The following is a 13526-nucleotide window of genomic DNA, read 5'->3' on the forward strand; positions in this document are numbered from 1 at the left end:
ATGTTTCTCCCCGGCTATATTCTTCCGATTCTACCTCGCGCCCTTTCCCGGTTCAAGCGGCGGCGCGCCGTATAATGCCCATGCCTCATCCTCTTTATAGCCTGATAATGACCGCTTTTCCACCTGCCGCCCGCGATTCGGCAGCCCGCAACGTCCGCGACCTGCTTGCCCACGCCATCGAATATGCCGCGCCACAGCGGGCTTTGCTGGTATTCGACCTGCGCAGCCCACTGTCCCAGGTGCTGGCCGACGCCTACCGCGCGGCCCTGCCGGCAGGCCGCTGCATCGACTTCGACACGGTGCAGCCGGACGATGTGCTGGCGGCTTTCGAACAACTGCAGGCGGGCGACCTGGTGGTGCTGGTGCAGACCACCAGCTTCCGCCTGAACGAATACCGCATCCGCATGGAGCTGTTCAAGCGTGGCCTCAAGGTGATCGAACATATGCATCTGTCACGCATGCCAGGCGAGCAAGGTCTTGTCTATATTGACGCGTTGGCCTACGACCCGGCGTATTACCGCGGCGTCGGCCACGCCCTGAAGGCGCGCATCGACCGCGCGCAGTCGGGCGTGGTGGAAAGCGGCGGCGAACGGCTGGTCTTCGCTTCGCCGTTTGAAGAAGCCAAGCTGAATATCGGCGACTACAGCGCCATGAAAAATGTCGGCGGCCTGTTCCCGATCGGCGAAGTGTTCACCGAGGCGCAAGACCTGGAAGCAGTCAACGGCCGCGCCAGGGTTTTCGTGTTCGGCGACACCACCTTCCACGTCAACCGTCCCGCCACGCCAATCACCATGATCGTGGAAAAAGGCCGCGTGACCGGCGCCGAAAACAGCACGCCGGAATTCGACAATATGCTGGCCATCATCCGCGCACATGAAGGCGAAGTATGGGTACGCGAGCTCGGCTTCGGCATGAACCGCGCCTTCTCGCGCGAACGCACGGTGGACGATATCGGCACATACGAGCGCATGTGCGGCATCCACCTTTCCCTGGGCGCCAAGCACGGCCAGTACCAGAAGCCCCAGTTCAAGCGCAAGGACGCCCGCTTCCACGTCGACGTCTTCGTCCAGACAGACGCCGTCTACCTTGACGGCGACCAGGTCTACCGCGACGGCGGCTGGGCTCCCGCTTCCTGAGGCGTCCACTGCCAGTTGGTGATTGCGCGCAGCACCCACTCGGCCGGGCCGTAGGTGAAGTACCTGAGCCACCATGCGCTGAGGGCCATTTGCGTGAGATAGATGGCCGGCACCAGCGCCAGCACGGCGATGGGAGGAAGTTCGTCGCACAGGCGCAGGCCGTAGCCGGTGAACAGCAAAGCCATGACCAGGGACTGCAGCAGGTAGTTGCTCAACGCGAGCTTGCCCATTGGTGCCAGTGCAGCGATCACCCGCGCGCCGTAGCGGCTCTCGAACAGCAGCATCAGGCCGACGACATACGCGGCCGCCAGCAGCGGCGCGGTCAGGTAGTTGAGCGCCGTGGCGAAAATCATCAGCACCCCGCCCGGCGCGAATTCGGAAGCAGCCGCATACAGCAGCGCCCCACCGAGCCCGAACGTGGCGCCAAGACGCAAGACCGGCCGCACCAGCTGGTCGATGGATTCGACGCTCTCAAGCAGATGTGCACGCCCGGCCCCCAGGCCAAGCAGGAACATCGCCAGTGCACTCGGGCCCTGGCCGAACATCAGCAGCGCAGCAGTCGCAGGAAACTCGCCCATCGTATACGCCTGGGTGCTGCGCGCATCGCCGTGGAAGGCAGCCACCTTGGCAAATACGTCTTTCAGGTCCGGTGCCCCCGTTTCTGGCGCGAACATGAGCACCACACCCAGCACCACCAGCATGAAGGCTGCCAGCATCAGCAGCAGCGCAGCGCTTTCGGCCGTGCGCCATTGACGGCCATACCAGACTAGCAGCAGCGTGCTCAGCACCCCATACAGGTGCAGGATATCGCCGTAGAACAGGAAGCAGCCATGCAGTACGCCCAAAAGCACCAGCCCAGCCGCGCGGCGCAGAATGCGCGGACGGAACGCGGCGCCTGCACGCGCGGCGGCCCAAGCCTGGAGCATGAAGCTGTAGCCGAACAGGAAGGAGAACAACAGGTAGAACTTGGCCTCGAACAGCAGCGCTTCCACGAAACGCACTGCCACATCAAGCACACCGGCATAGCGCGGATTGTTCACGCCGGTGGCGAAATAGGGGTCGGCAAATGCCCAGATATTGACGGCGAGGATGCCGAATAGCGCAAAGCCGCGCAGGGCATCGATTTGGAGGAAGCGGTGCTGGTTCATCCTCCGATTATATATTTAGCAACCCCGCCCCTGCCAACGCTTTATCCCAGGGCGGCACCGGCTGGTATTCCGCCACCAGGAAGTCGATCAGCGCCCTCACCTTCGGCGACAACTGGCGAGTGGCCGGATACAAGGCGCTCAAATGGTTCAGGGGCAGCTCCCAGTCGCTCAGCACCGGTACCAGCCGCCCCTCGATAATGTCGCTCCAGGCCAGGAAGGTTGTGGTGTAGACGATGCCCAGCCCGCGCAGGGCAGCATGCTGCAATACCATGCCGTTATTGGCTGTGAAGGCCGGCGTCACCCGCACCGTAGCCTGTTCCTCGCCGCGCGCAAAATGCCACGCAATGCCGCCGGTCAGGTGGCTGAAATGCAGGCACTGGTGGCGATGCAGGTCTTCCGGCGCCTCCGGCCGTCCCGCCCGCGCCAGATAGGCGGGCGAAGCGCACAGCACGCCGCGGCAAGGCGCCAGGGGCCGTATCGCCAGCGCACGGCTGTCAGGAATTCCGCCGACGCGGATGGTCAGGTCGAAGCCATGCTCGATCGGATCGAGCAGCGCATCGTCCACGTGCAACAGCGGCGACAACTGTGGATGCGGCAAGCTGAATCGCGCCACAGCATCGGCCAGCCACTCGCTGCCGAAGCTGGAAGGCGCCTGTATCCGCAACGGCCCCGCCAGCTCGATGCCGGCATGCGTCACCACCCGCGCCGCCTCCTGTGCCTGCAGCACCGCCAGGGCGCAAGGCTCCAGGTAAGCCTGGCCCGCATCGGTCAGGCTCACATCGCGCGTGGAACGGTGCAGCAGGCGTGCATTAAGGCGCTCTTCCAGCGCGATGACATGCTTGCTGACCATGGCACGCGTCATGCCCAGCCGGCGCGCGGCGCCGCTGAAGCTGCGCTGCCGCGCCACCTCCACGAAGATTTCCATTGCCTTGAGCTGGTCCATGGCGTGGATTGTCTCCATTTTAGAGACAAAGTGTCAACCGTTTGCGCGTTGTTTGCGCCCAATGGCTTCCCTACAATGACCCAAGTTAAGAAAAGGAGCACACATGCTGACCGACGCCCAGAAAGCCCAATATGCCGAGGATGGCTTTATCATCATCCCCGGCTTCAAGACCACAGGAGAAATCGCCGCCCTGCGCGCGCGCGCCGCACAAGTCGTGCATGACTTCGACCCTGCAGTCGCGCAAGGCATTTTCACCACCAAGGAGCAGGAGAAGAAGGCCGACGACTATTTCCTCGGCTCGGACAACACCATTCGCTGCTTCTTTGAAGAGGAAGCTTTCGGGCCCGACGGCCAACTGAAGCAGGCCAAGGAACTGTCGATCAACAAGATCGGCCACGCCATGCACGACCTCGACCCGGCTTTCCGCGCTTTCACCGCCGATGCGCGCCTGGAGCAGATCGCCCGTGATATCGGGCTGGCCGAGCCGCAGGTCTGGCAATCGATGTACATCTTCAAGCAGCCTGGCATTGGCGGCGAAGTACGCTGGCATCAGGACGCCACCTATTTCGACACCACGCCAATCAGCGTCACCACCTTTTGGTTCGCCCTGGAAGACGCCACGCTGGAAAACGGCTGCATGTGGGCTGAACCGGGCGGCCACCGCTCGCCGCTGCGCGAACGCTTCATCCGCGAAGGCGACCAGGTGCGCGTGGAAAAGCTGGACAACACGCCATGGCCAACCGACGCCACCGCCGTGCCGCTCGAATGCAAGGCCGGTTCGCTGGTCTGCTTCCATGGTTTGCTGCCGCACTACAGCGCCCCTAACCGCTCGCCGGTTTCGCGCCACGCCTACACGCTGCACGTGACCGACGGCCGCACCGAGTATTCCCGGCGCAACTGGATCCAGCGCGACAACTCCTTCCCGGTGCGAGGCTTCCTGTGAAAATCAGCATCTTCGCGCCGCACTGGGGCAGCAACGACCTGCCGCCGGACGTTTTCATCGCCAAGGTAAAAGAGGCCGGGTTCGACGGCATTGAAATGTCGCTGCCGCTGGACCGCGCCCAGCGCGACAACTGGGTCTACAAGATCGCCAACGCCGGGCTGGACTTGATTGTCGCCCAATGGGAGACAGTGTTCCATAGCGACTTTGAAGCACACAAGCAGGCGCTTGGCGAGCTGCTGCGCAATGCCTGCGAGGTGCAGCCCGTGCTGGTGAACTCGCACACAGGCAAGGACTGGTACACGCCACAGCAGAATGAAGAATTGATCGCACTTGCCGCTGGCATCTCGAAGGAATACGGCGTGCCGGTCGTGCACGAGATCCACCGCAGCCGCTTCAGCGGCCACCCGATGCTGCTGCTGCCCTACCTCGATCGCCTGCCGCAACTGCACCTGAACGCAGACCTCTCGCATTGGTGCGTGGCATGCGAATCGCTGCTGGAAGACCAGGAGCTGACGCTGGCCAAGGTACTGCCGCGCGTGCGCCACATCCACGCCCGCGTCGGCCACCAGCAAGGCCCGCAAGTGGCTGACTTCCGCGCGCCGGAGAATGCCGAAGCATTGAAGGCCCACCTGTCCTGGTGGGACCGCATCATCGAATTGCGCCGCAACGACGGCGCCGAACGCATGACGCTCACGCCGGAATTCGGCCCGGCGCCTTACACCTTCACCCTGCCTTACACCGGCCAGCCGGTCAGCAACGCATGGGACCAGAACGTGGCGATGCTGGAGTTGCTGCGCAATCGCTACTGCAAGTAATCCGATCTGTGCTGCGCACACAAAGGGCATGATGATGCATGCCCTGGATTTCTCCCGGGATTGGACTTTTCCCCGTTCAGTGTCATACTGCTAATTGCACAATCGCAAGATTTCCCTTTGACACGACAAATGAGCGCAGGCCAAGTAGGTAAGCCGATAAGCCGGGTACTAGGAACCATCACCTTGTTGGCTGCTTGCCAAGCGAATATCGCGCTGGCAGATGACTTCCCGGAAAGCTATATTCGCGCGCAATTGCAGAAGGCAAACGCTGGCGTGGAAGTCAACCTGGGTGGTCTCCAGCCAGGCAAATATATGCAGATCGAATACGCTGACAGGCCAATCTTGATTTACCGGCGCACACCGGAAGACTTGAAGTACCTGCGTAGCAATACGACCGCCCAACTCGCAGATCCGGCCGGTAAAAACTGGGCCAAATCCATTGCTGCCTCACACCGGGTCTCGACCTCAAAAGTCTGGGCGCGACTTCTGGCATTTAGCCTGCCATCAATCGAAAAGACATCTTTTCGATCGCTCCAGGACGAGTACCTGGTCATCGGTGCCTGGAGCCCGCACTCTGGATGCCGGCTTCAATTTGTGGAAACAAACCAGCGCACGGACAAATCGGCACCATTCTTCGATTCCTGCAGGGGGATATGGTTCGACGTTGCAGGCAGGGTGCTGAAGGCAGAAATGGCGGTACCGGCTCAACAGGCAAAGCAATTCTCCGCCTTCAACCTGGACGTGCCGCCATATTACTATCGCACGCCATCCCGATTGACGCTTGGACCGGCAAAAGATGCAATCCTGCCCAACCTGGACATTTCCGCACAGCGCAGCGATGAAGGCCTCGATGCAAATGAACGCCTGATTTCCGCGGCGGGCCACAACGATATGGCGGGCGTGAAGGCGGCTTTGCAGTCCGGCGCAAAGGCTGATTTCTATATGCCGGGAAAGGGAAGTCCGCTCGATGCTGCAATCGTTGGCGGCAGCATGGGTATTATCGAACTGCTGGTCGCCAAAGGCGCGCGTCCGACGCCGAACTCCCGCAATTCTGCAAACTTCGTAAAGCGGCAGGACGTGCTTGAACTGATCAACCGCCTGGAGAAGCGATAAATGGGATGGGACATTACCTATCACCTTGTTGGAGCAGACGAGATCCGCTCGATCTACTTCAAAGGGCTGGCAGACCAGGATTACTACAAATCGCTGGTAACACAATTTGAAGTGGACGATTTTTACGCCGAGCAGTTACGTATCCGCTTTGAGGAAGCCAGGCGCATCGGCGATGACGTTCCCTTCAACAAAGGTCACGCATTCTACGTGGCCATCATTTTTGGCTTCCTGAGGAAACATCATTACATCCGTGGCGGCGCCTTCTCGTTCCTGGCAGACGATCGCGTGATGGCCCGGTATGTCGGCGACTGGGCATTACTTGTGCCGGAGAATCTTCGCGGGCGAAAGTTTGAGAATCGCCTGACCGAGAATTACTGCGGCGGCGTCTATCTTTCGAACGAATCGCTTAAGACATTACGCAGGGATTACGAATCGGATCCGATCGTGCGCTCAAAACTGGACGAGATATTCTCCCACGGGCGCCTGGCCATTTTCTGGCAAGCCGTAGACGACGCCATTGGAAACGGCCATGGTCTTGTCGAAGCCACGGAGGTGGTTGAACCGAGACCGTTCAACCTGGACGCGAGTTCGAGCCTGTCGAATTTATTCAACTGCCACCCCGATGGCGCGATCCTTTACAGCGAAGCGGCGCTTGAACAGCTTGCGGCAGCTGTCGCCGACAACGATGCCAAAAAGGCAAAGAAGAAGGGATTCTTCAGTCGGCTGTTCCGAAAACAAGATTAGGGAGAGCAACTATGGACAAAGCGGGATTCTGGAGCATCATCGACAAATCGCGGGAAGCTGCCGGCGGCGATCCGGAGCAGCAGCTTGAGACGCTTGGTGAGCTCCTTGGCGAGATGCCGCCGGAGGAAATCGTCTCCTTCGATTTCCACTTGAGCGCCTACCATGCGCGTGCCTACCATTGGGATCTCTGGGGGGCGGCCTACATCATTGGCGGCGGGTGCTCAGACGATGGTTTCATGGACTTCAGGGGCTGGCTGATCTCACGGGGCGAGAAAATATATGAAGCGGCAATGGCCGACGCCGATTCGCTCGCAAATCTCGTCGAGGACCATGACGGCGATTGCCAGGTCGAGGGCTACCAGTACCTGGCGTCCCAGGCCTGGGAGGAGAAGACCGGTAAATCATATGATGACTTCCCCGAACACGGCTTGCCGATAGCGCGGGAAGTGGCAGGCACGCCGTGGGAGGAAGAAGACCTGGAAGCCAGATTCCCCGAACTGTCCAAGAGGTTCGACTGATGGCCCCGGACCATGAATAAAATCCTCATTGGCATTGCCATAGTCGTCGCCGCCGCAGGCTTGGGCAGCGTCCAGTATATGAAGGCAGAAATCGCCGAGCGTTATTCGCCCGAGGCGCTCAGTAAGATTGCAGCACAATCCAGCAAAGAGCTTCCCGTGATGGTTGACCACCTGACTCGACTCGATGCCGTGGTGGCCACTGAACACACATTGGAAAAGCGATACACGCTGGTCTCGGCCCAAGTCTCCGAGCCTCTGCGGGCCGAAGTAGCGACAAAGCTCTTCCCTGTTCTTAAGGCGCAGTCATGCCAGAACGAGCAGTCAAAAGACCTTTATCAACACGGCGTATCGGAGGCGTTCACGTACTCGGACATGAACGGAAAGCCGGTCGCCTCCATCACCTTCAACGAAAATAGCTGCAAACAGTAATGAATAAGTTCGGAAACAAAATTGTTATCGCGCTCATGGCTTCTCTTTCCAGCGCCTTCGCCCATGCAGAAGGCAAAGCGTTTGATCCACTTGACTACACGACCCTCGGCGTATGGGCCAACGCGCCACTCGGCGTTTCAGCACGCGTCGGCCTCGCGCTGCCGGCCGGCGATGATTCCGCTATCACTATCGGCAACGAATTTGGCCTTCGCGGCAGCAAACAGTTTGTCGGCTACCGCGTGGTGGCCAAAGGACATGGGGTGGCCTGGGGCAGTATCGACCTCGCACGCTGGAAAACACGCGCTAACCCATGGCTGGCCGATGCCTACACTGAATACTATGGCATCGAAGCACAGGTGGTAATTTTCCGGGCGGGCGTCATGTTCCCGAAAGGAGACGGCCGCCACCCCAAGCTTAGTCTCGGCGCAGGCTTCGGGTTCTGAACTTCGGCGGTTGATCAGGAGCAGATCGTGGAATCGAAATTCAATCTTCAAGGGCGAATCGAAATTGATGATGCCCTGATCACGGAAAATCTGTCGCTATCCTTCTACGACGACCAGCAAACCATTGAACTGAGCGATGCGAATCAGATCGCACCTTTAGCAGGGGGCCTGACCTTGTTCATTCATCCCTTGAGCAGACACATGCTGCGATCGGGCCTGTCGTTTGGAGCGGATCGCTGTTTCGAATATTCGATATCAGGAACCAATGTTGGCACATGCCAGAACGGACCACTCGGCCATCCTGCTGATGGCGAATACGATACCTGGCCGATAAAGCAGTTCAGGACCCGATCGATCTTCAGCCGTGAACGTCGAGGAGATCCTTGATGGGCTCAGCGAAACGATACCCTCCGGAACCGGAACAATATAAGGGATGACAGAATGGAAAATCAAAAGATCGAATCCTTGCTTACCGAAATTCGAGACCTGCATCGCCAGCACCTGGAGGAATACCGCCGCCTCGCTGGCGAATCAGTCGCTGCGCAAAAGGCTGCATTTGAATTGCACACGCTATCGGTGCAGCGGCAGTTAAAAGTGGTTCGCTTCTACCGATTTGCCGTGATGGCTTTCGGGCTTCTCGTCGCATGCCTGATGTGGTTCCTGTTCCAGCACGCGTAAAATCCGCTGATAGATGCCGATGAAATCCACGACACTTTTCTGTGAAGAGCTGGCCCCGATCCTGGCAAGGGAACTCGCCAGCGGTAACTCATTGTCCGAGAAGCCGACGGTGACGGATTGGCCCAGCAAAGGTTCGGTCTTCGCCCACTTATCAAAAGACCTCGCTATACCAAAGGCCGCGCTTCCGGACATCATCGAAGCGTCAATCTGCAACGACCCTCATTACGGGTGGTATCAGGAGCTGTTCTGCCCAAAACACCAGCACCTTCTGGTAGCGGGCATGCCAAAACCCGGGCTGCCGATGTGGACCTCCTGATGTCAACGCCAATGCGACTCATAGGCCTATGCCTTGTGCTTGCGGCTACGGGCTGCGGGAACAGGGAACAATCGACCGGACCGGAATCGCACGCCGCGGAGCAATTACCGGAATTCGGCTACGTCGCCGCGCCAAACGTAAAGGTCATCGTTGAAATCAGGGGGCCGGGCGAAGCCAGGGTGGGCGAATGGATTACACTGAACGCATCGCGCACCGTTACCGGCGACTGGGTCCGGACCAGACTCGCACAGCTTCCGGAGGGAAGCGATTGGTGGGCGCAGCCTATGTCCGGTTATGAAAGCGAGGTTGCGGCCAATCTCAACTGGCAAATCGATCCGCCTGGCCTGGCCCGGATGAATGTCCCAACATTAGTAAACGCCGTCAGCCATGACCGCAAGGTACAGTTCTCCAAGCCTGGAATCTATGTATTATCGGGACACAGCGCTGTTCCGATCCATACCGACAGCAACAAACTCACGGTCGTGGTACATCCATAAATTGTGGTGGTTCAAACTTAATCTGACACTGATTGTCATATGATTTAGAGTCCTTCTTGGTCCGAAAACGGCTGACAGCTGCCGATGAAAATTGAAGCGAAGGGTTTATGAAAAAGGTTATCTTTGCGTTTGCTGCGCTGGTCCTGCTAAATGCTGATGCTCGTGCGTGCAGCTGTCAGTTCACGCCGCTAGCTCAGCGGGTAAATGAGGCAGACGAGATTTTCATCGCAACCCTTCAGCGTGCTGAAATCAAGCCGGGAGATTATCCCGAAAAATGGTCATACATTGAAGGCACTTTTCAGAGGCGCAGTGTGTTAAAGGGGGCTGCCAGTACCAAGGAAATCGTGCTCTCGACCGGAACGGGAAATAGTGGCTGTAACGTCCCTATGTTTGTATCAGCGAAATATATCATCTTCAAAACGAAAGACCAGCAGAGCATTGAAACCTGTAGCGGTTCTAGCGTTATAGAAGATTTTCAGGAAGATGAAATCGCAGCTAAGATTAAAGCTGAGCTCAAACGTAAAAGCGTCAAGTCTGACATGAGATAGCAGCCGAAGTCCTTACCGACGTTTTCAATTAAGGGCGAACGTCCGAGTTGGGGCGGAAGCCCCTCCCAACTGACGCACAATGTCAGATCAGATCGCGACCACTACACATAAATGCTTACCATTGCCGCACTGCTGCTTTTCCTTACCGGCGTCGCCCACTCTTACCTTGGCGAGCGCTACATCCTGATACGCCTCTTCAAGCGCGACAACCTCCCCCAGCTTTTTGGCGGAACGGGCTTCACTACAGGTACGCTGAGATTTGTCTGGCACCTTCTCACCTTGGTCTGGTGGGGTATCGCGGCCATCGTTCTCCTGGCATCGGGACAAGATCTCAATGCCACAATGGTTCTTCGCACCTTCAGCGCCATCGCTTTGATTTCTGCTCTGTTTCCCCTGTATTTCACCCGTGGCCGGCACTTGTCCTGGATTGTCTTCCTGGCCGTCGCAGCCCTTCTCTGGCTAGGATCTCGATGATGACGGCTACGAATGGAAAGATAACGTACTGACAGACGTTCAATGCCTATCACACCATTTCACTTCGGACCTGGCGCCGCCATCCATGCACTCGCTCCAAAACGGATCAGCTTCATAGCCTTTTGCTCTGCGAATGTCCTGACCGATGTCGAGTCGCTCTATAGTGGACCCCGAATTTGAGACGGTGGTTTAAGCTGTCGTCTGTGAAAGGATGATAGCGCATGAGTGAAGGCAAAAAACGCAGGGTGCATACGGCGGAGTTCAAGGCCAAGGTGGGCTTGGAAGCGGTACGCGGGGTGAAGACGGTGACGGAGATCGCGCAGGAATACGGCGTGCATCCGGTGCTGGTCGGGCAGTGGAAAAAGGAAATCCTGGAAAACGCCGGGGTGCTGTTCGACGTCAAGCGCGGCCCCAAGCCGGTCGATGAAAGCAGCCCGGAGGACAAGCTGTATGGCGAGATTGGGCGGCTGAAGATGCAGGTCGATTGGCTCAAAAAAAAGCTCGGGGAATGAGCCCAGCCGAACGGGCGCAGTGGATTGATCGCGGCGATGAGGTGCCGTTGGCGATGCAGTGCGAGCTGGCAGCCGTGCCGCGCTCCACGGTCTACCGGCGACTGGAAGCGGCAGCGCGCCAGCCGTTGATAGACGAGGAAGATGGCCAGCTGCGGGCGCTGATCGACGAGGAGTACACCAATCGGCCGTTCTACGGTAGTCGGCGTATGGTGGTGTTTCTGCGCGGGCGAGGCCATTGCGTCAACCGTAAGCGCGTGCAGCGCCTGATGCGGGAGATGGGCCTGGCCGGCATGGCGCCGGGACCCAACACGAGCAAGGCGCAGCCAGGGCACAAGGTCTATCCTTACCTGCTGCGCGGTGTGGCGGTAACGCGGCCAAACCAGGTGTGGTCGACGGATCTCACCTACATCCGACTGGCGAAGGGTTTCGCCTATCTGGTGGCGATCATCGACTGGTACAGCCGCAAGGTGCTGGCCTGGCGCCTCAGCAACAGCATGGACGCCGCGTTCTGCGTGGACTGCCTGGAAGACGCTATACGTCACCATGGCAAGCCCGAGGTTTTCAATAGCGACCAAGGCTCGCAGTTCACCAGCAGCGCCTTCACCGGTGTACTCAAACGCGAAGGCGTGGCGATCAGCATGGATGGGCGCGGACGAGCTTTGGACAACATCTTCGTGGAGCGCCTGTGGCGCAACGTGAAGTACGAGGACGTGTATTTGAAGGGCTATGCCAACATGGCCGAGTTGACGGTGGGGCTGGCGCAATACTTCGCGTTCTACAACGCCGGGCGCCCACATCAGGCATTGGGCTACGAGACGCCAGATCGGGTCTACAGCGCGGGCATCGGCGGCGGTGCGATGATCGTTGACAAATTCGGCGACGCAGATCAGGGGCAGGAAGAAGTGAGCAATACGGGGCAGCGCCGGGCAGCTGCAGAAGTGGAAACGGGCACAGCTTAAATTAACCGGCTAAGTGTCTTGACTGACGGGTCCACTTTACTCTACTACATGACAACCGGGCAGTTCCCGATACACCGGTTCTTGCATACTTACGTTGGGGCGACGCTCACAGTTTGCCTGACGCTCGCACTTTTCTACGCAACGCGCGCCGCCGCGAACCGGTTCCGCCTGCCGAACCTGTTTGCCTGGCGCGGCTTGAACGCGGCCAACGTAGCCGTCGGTGCGGCATTTGGCAGCTACACGCATATCGTATTCGACAGCATCATGCATTCGGATATCAGGCCTTTCGCGCCTTTCAGCGATGCCAACCCGCTCTGGAGGATTATCCCGCTCGATGCCCTGCATTGGTCATGCGTCGTGGCTGGAGCAATTGGCGTGGCGATCCTGATACTGCGAAAGATGCGCAGGGCAAGCGCGTAATTACGGCCTCACTTATACTAGGGATAAACCATCCTGCCTGACGAAGCCCTATGATCACCTGCTACCTCCGCTACATCATCGATCCTTACAAGCTCAAGGAATTTGAACATTACGGGAAGATCTGGATTCCGCTAGTCGAGAGGTTTGGCGGCACTCACCACGGTTACTTCCTTCCGTCCGAGGGCACGAACAATGTCGCGCTGGCGATGTTCTCCTTTCCTAGCCTGGCGAAGTACGAAGAGTACAGGATCAGGTCTCTTGAAGACGCGGAATGCCAGGCTGCATTCAAATATGCAGAGGACACCCGCTGCATCGTCAGTTACGAACGAAGCTTCTTCCGCCCCGTCTTCGCCTAGAAAGCGTCCAGGCAAAAGGCGGGTATGCTGGTCACCTGATCAATGAGGAGCATCATGCCAGTAATCCGCATCGCCCAAAGGCAAGTCGAGACTGTCGAGACTTCCATGCCCGGTGTCGTGAACCGGGAAGAGTGGATCAGTGAGCCCGGCGGGCTGACTCAGTTTGGCGTTTTTATTCATCTGCTCATGCCGGGCACGCGCTCGTCGATCAAGCATTGGCACCTGTCGGAAGACGAGCTTATGTACGTTCTCGATGGGGAAGTAACCGTTGTCGAAGGAAGTGTTGAATCCACCCTCGGCCCTGGCGATGCCGCGACATTCCCGCTTGGTAGCCCGGTTGGCCACTATCTTTTGAACAGGAGCCAATCGCCGGTCCGGTGCATGATAGTGGGAACACGGGCACCAACCGACCGCATTACCTATCCCGACCATGACCGCGTGCTGCATCGGGACAGATCACAGCCCGACGATATCTGGACCGACTCGTCTGGCCGCGCTGCTGATAGCCCATACAAACAGTGGACGCCATGAGGA

General features: G+C 58.6%; 20 protein-coding genes. 18 read left to right on the plus strand and 2 right to left on the minus strand.

The window, feature by feature from the left end; all coding sequences use genetic code 11:
* Positions 1-107: 107 nt before the first annotated feature.
* The gene (locus ACWBU6_RS24780) at positions 108-1136 is read left to right on the plus strand and encodes a hypothetical protein (protein WP_452645990.1); all 1029 of its coding nucleotides are present in this window, start codon (positions 108-110) and stop codon (positions 1134-1136) included.
* On the opposite strand, the gene ACWBU6_RS24785 is transcribed toward ACWBU6_RS24780, so the two are convergent.
* Together ACWBU6_RS24785 and ACWBU6_RS24790 are read right to left on the minus strand one after the other, a co-directional pair.
* Positions 1103-2284 (minus strand): DUF418 domain-containing protein, encoded by a 1182-nt coding sequence (locus ACWBU6_RS24785; protein ID WP_452645991.1) that lies wholly within the window; start codon positions 2282-2284, stop codon positions 1103-1105. The two genes, ACWBU6_RS24780 and ACWBU6_RS24785, sit on opposite strands and share 34 nt — an antisense overlap.
* Positions 2285-2291: 7 nt before the next feature.
* A complete protein-coding gene (locus tag ACWBU6_RS24790) occupies positions 2292-3245 on the minus strand; it encodes a LysR substrate-binding domain-containing protein (RefSeq protein WP_452645992.1) in 954 nt (317 codons plus the stop codon).
* An 85-nt stretch (positions 3246-3330) separates the two neighbouring features.
* Here ACWBU6_RS24790 and ACWBU6_RS24795 point away from each other — a divergent pair, with 85 nt between their 5' ends.
* The 17 genes from ACWBU6_RS24795 to ACWBU6_RS24875 all read left to right on the plus strand — a co-directional run bounded on the left by ACWBU6_RS24795 (position 3331) and on the right by ACWBU6_RS24875 (position 13523).
* On the plus strand, positions 3331-4170 hold the full coding sequence (locus ACWBU6_RS24795; RefSeq protein WP_452645993.1) for a phytanoyl-CoA dioxygenase family protein: 840 nt from the start codon (positions 3331-3333) through the stop codon (positions 4168-4170).
* Positions 4167-4985: a sugar phosphate isomerase/epimerase family protein gene (locus ACWBU6_RS24800; RefSeq protein WP_452645994.1), complete on the plus strand. Its 819-nt coding sequence runs from the start codon at positions 4167-4169 to the stop codon at positions 4983-4985. The genes ACWBU6_RS24795 and ACWBU6_RS24800 overlap by 4 nt, the downstream gene beginning before the upstream one ends.
* 129 nt (positions 4986-5114) lie before the next feature.
* Positions 5115-6098: a hypothetical protein gene (locus ACWBU6_RS24805; protein ID WP_452645995.1), complete on the plus strand. Its 984-nt coding sequence runs from the start codon at positions 5115-5117 to the stop codon at positions 6096-6098.
* Complete coding sequence (locus ACWBU6_RS24810; RefSeq protein ID WP_452645996.1) at positions 6099-6842, plus strand: hypothetical protein; 744 nt, start codon at positions 6099-6101, stop codon at positions 6840-6842.
* An 11-nt stretch (positions 6843-6853) separates the two neighbouring features.
* Positions 6854-7360, plus strand: coding sequence for a DUF4240 domain-containing protein (locus ACWBU6_RS24815; protein WP_452645997.1), 507 nt, complete (start codon positions 6854-6856; stop codon positions 7358-7360).
* A gap of 12 nt (positions 7361-7372) precedes the next feature.
* A complete protein-coding gene (locus ACWBU6_RS24820; protein ID WP_452645998.1) occupies positions 7373-7789 on the plus strand; it encodes a hypothetical protein in 417 nt (138 codons plus the stop codon).
* The gene (locus ACWBU6_RS24825; protein WP_452645999.1) at positions 7789-8232 is read left to right on the plus strand and encodes a hypothetical protein; all 444 of its coding nucleotides are present in this window, start codon (positions 7789-7791) and stop codon (positions 8230-8232) included. Before ACWBU6_RS24820 ends, ACWBU6_RS24825 begins: the two co-directional genes overlap by 1 nt.
* Positions 8233-8259: 27 nt before the next feature.
* Positions 8260-8619 (plus strand): hypothetical protein, encoded by a 360-nt coding sequence (locus ACWBU6_RS24830; protein ID WP_452646000.1) that lies wholly within the window; start codon positions 8260-8262, stop codon positions 8617-8619.
* A 54-nt stretch (positions 8620-8673) separates the two neighbouring features.
* Positions 8674-8910, plus strand: coding sequence for a hypothetical protein (locus ACWBU6_RS24835; RefSeq protein ID WP_452646001.1), 237 nt, complete (start codon positions 8674-8676; stop codon positions 8908-8910).
* 19 nt (positions 8911-8929) lie between these two features.
* Positions 8930-9226, plus strand: a complete 297-nt coding sequence (locus tag ACWBU6_RS24840; protein ID WP_452646002.1) for a hypothetical protein — start codon at positions 8930-8932, stop codon at positions 9224-9226.
* Positions 9226-9723: a hypothetical protein gene (locus tag ACWBU6_RS24845; protein WP_452646003.1), complete on the plus strand. Its 498-nt coding sequence runs from the start codon at positions 9226-9228 to the stop codon at positions 9721-9723. Before ACWBU6_RS24840 ends, ACWBU6_RS24845 begins: the two co-directional genes overlap by 1 nt.
* A gap of 107 nt (positions 9724-9830) precedes the next feature.
* Complete coding sequence (locus ACWBU6_RS24850) at positions 9831-10271, plus strand: hypothetical protein (RefSeq protein ID WP_452646004.1); 441 nt, start codon at positions 9831-9833, stop codon at positions 10269-10271.
* Between the two features lie 111 nt (positions 10272-10382).
* The gene (locus tag ACWBU6_RS24855; RefSeq protein ID WP_452646005.1) at positions 10383-10745 is read left to right on the plus strand and encodes a hypothetical protein; all 363 of its coding nucleotides are present in this window, start codon (positions 10383-10385) and stop codon (positions 10743-10745) included.
* 221 nt (positions 10746-10966) lie between these two features.
* Positions 10967-12216 (plus strand): IS3 family transposase gene (locus ACWBU6_RS24860; protein WP_452646006.1). Its coding sequence is split into 2 segments (ribosomal slippage): positions 10967-11252 and positions 11252-12216, totalling 1251 coding nucleotides; the frame shifts between segments, so codons are not numbered across the junction.
* An 81-nt stretch (positions 12217-12297) separates the two neighbouring features.
* Complete coding sequence (locus ACWBU6_RS24865) at positions 12298-12636, plus strand: hypothetical protein (protein ID WP_452646007.1); 339 nt, start codon at positions 12298-12300, stop codon at positions 12634-12636.
* A gap of 50 nt (positions 12637-12686) precedes the next feature.
* Positions 12687-12992 (plus strand): NIPSNAP family protein, encoded by a 306-nt coding sequence (locus tag ACWBU6_RS24870; RefSeq protein WP_452646008.1) that lies wholly within the window; start codon positions 12687-12689, stop codon positions 12990-12992.
* A 54-nt stretch (positions 12993-13046) separates the two neighbouring features.
* A complete protein-coding gene (locus ACWBU6_RS24875; protein ID WP_452646009.1) occupies positions 13047-13523 on the plus strand; it encodes a cupin domain-containing protein in 477 nt (158 codons plus the stop codon).
* Positions 13524-13526 lie beyond the last annotated feature (3 nt).

It is taken from the genome of Pseudoduganella sp. HUAS MS19 (genome assembly GCF_053615455.1).

Bases quoted from the DNA above. Each gene is read 5' to 3' on its own strand.
- ACWBU6_RS24785 (WP_452645991.1), bottom strand. From the start codon at position 2,284: ATGAACCAGCACCGCTTCCTCCAAATCGATGCCCTGCGCGGCTTTGCG.
- ACWBU6_RS24870 (WP_452646008.1), top strand. From the start codon at position 12,687: ATGATCACCTGCTACCTCCGCTACATCATCGATCCTTACAAGCTCAAG.
- ACWBU6_RS24855 (WP_452646005.1), top strand. From the start codon at position 10,383: ATGCTTACCATTGCCGCACTGCTGCTTTTCCTTACCGGCGTCGCCCAC.
- ACWBU6_RS24825 (WP_452645999.1), top strand. From the start codon at position 7,789: ATGAATAAGTTCGGAAACAAAATTGTTATCGCGCTCATGGCTTCTCTT.
- ACWBU6_RS24820 (WP_452645998.1), top strand. From the start codon at position 7,373: ATGAATAAAATCCTCATTGGCATTGCCATAGTCGTCGCCGCCGCAGGC.
- ACWBU6_RS24835 (WP_452646001.1), top strand. From the start codon at position 8,674: ATGGAAAATCAAAAGATCGAATCCTTGCTTACCGAAATTCGAGACCTG.
- ACWBU6_RS24815 (WP_452645997.1), top strand. From the start codon at position 6,854: ATGGACAAAGCGGGATTCTGGAGCATCATCGACAAATCGCGGGAAGCT.
- ACWBU6_RS24850 (WP_452646004.1), top strand. From the start codon at position 9,831: ATGAAAAAGGTTATCTTTGCGTTTGCTGCGCTGGTCCTGCTAAATGCT.
- ACWBU6_RS24805 (WP_452645995.1), top strand. From the start codon at position 5,115: ATGAGCGCAGGCCAAGTAGGTAAGCCGATAAGCCGGGTACTAGGAACC.
- ACWBU6_RS24780 (WP_452645990.1), top strand. From the start codon at position 108: ATGACCGCTTTTCCACCTGCCGCCCGCGATTCGGCAGCCCGCAACGTC.
- ACWBU6_RS24845 (WP_452646003.1), top strand. From the start codon at position 9,226: ATGTCAACGCCAATGCGACTCATAGGCCTATGCCTTGTGCTTGCGGCT.
- ACWBU6_RS24840 (WP_452646002.1), top strand. From the start codon at position 8,930: ATGAAATCCACGACACTTTTCTGTGAAGAGCTGGCCCCGATCCTGGCA.
- ACWBU6_RS24810 (WP_452645996.1), top strand. From the start codon at position 6,099: ATGGGATGGGACATTACCTATCACCTTGTTGGAGCAGACGAGATCCGC.
- ACWBU6_RS24795 (WP_452645993.1), top strand. From the start codon at position 3,331: ATGCTGACCGACGCCCAGAAAGCCCAATATGCCGAGGATGGCTTTATC.
- ACWBU6_RS24875 (WP_452646009.1), top strand. From the start codon at position 13,047: ATGCCAGTAATCCGCATCGCCCAAAGGCAAGTCGAGACTGTCGAGACT.
- ACWBU6_RS24790 (WP_452645992.1), bottom strand. From the start codon at position 3,245: ATGGAGACAATCCACGCCATGGACCAGCTCAAGGCAATGGAAATCTTC.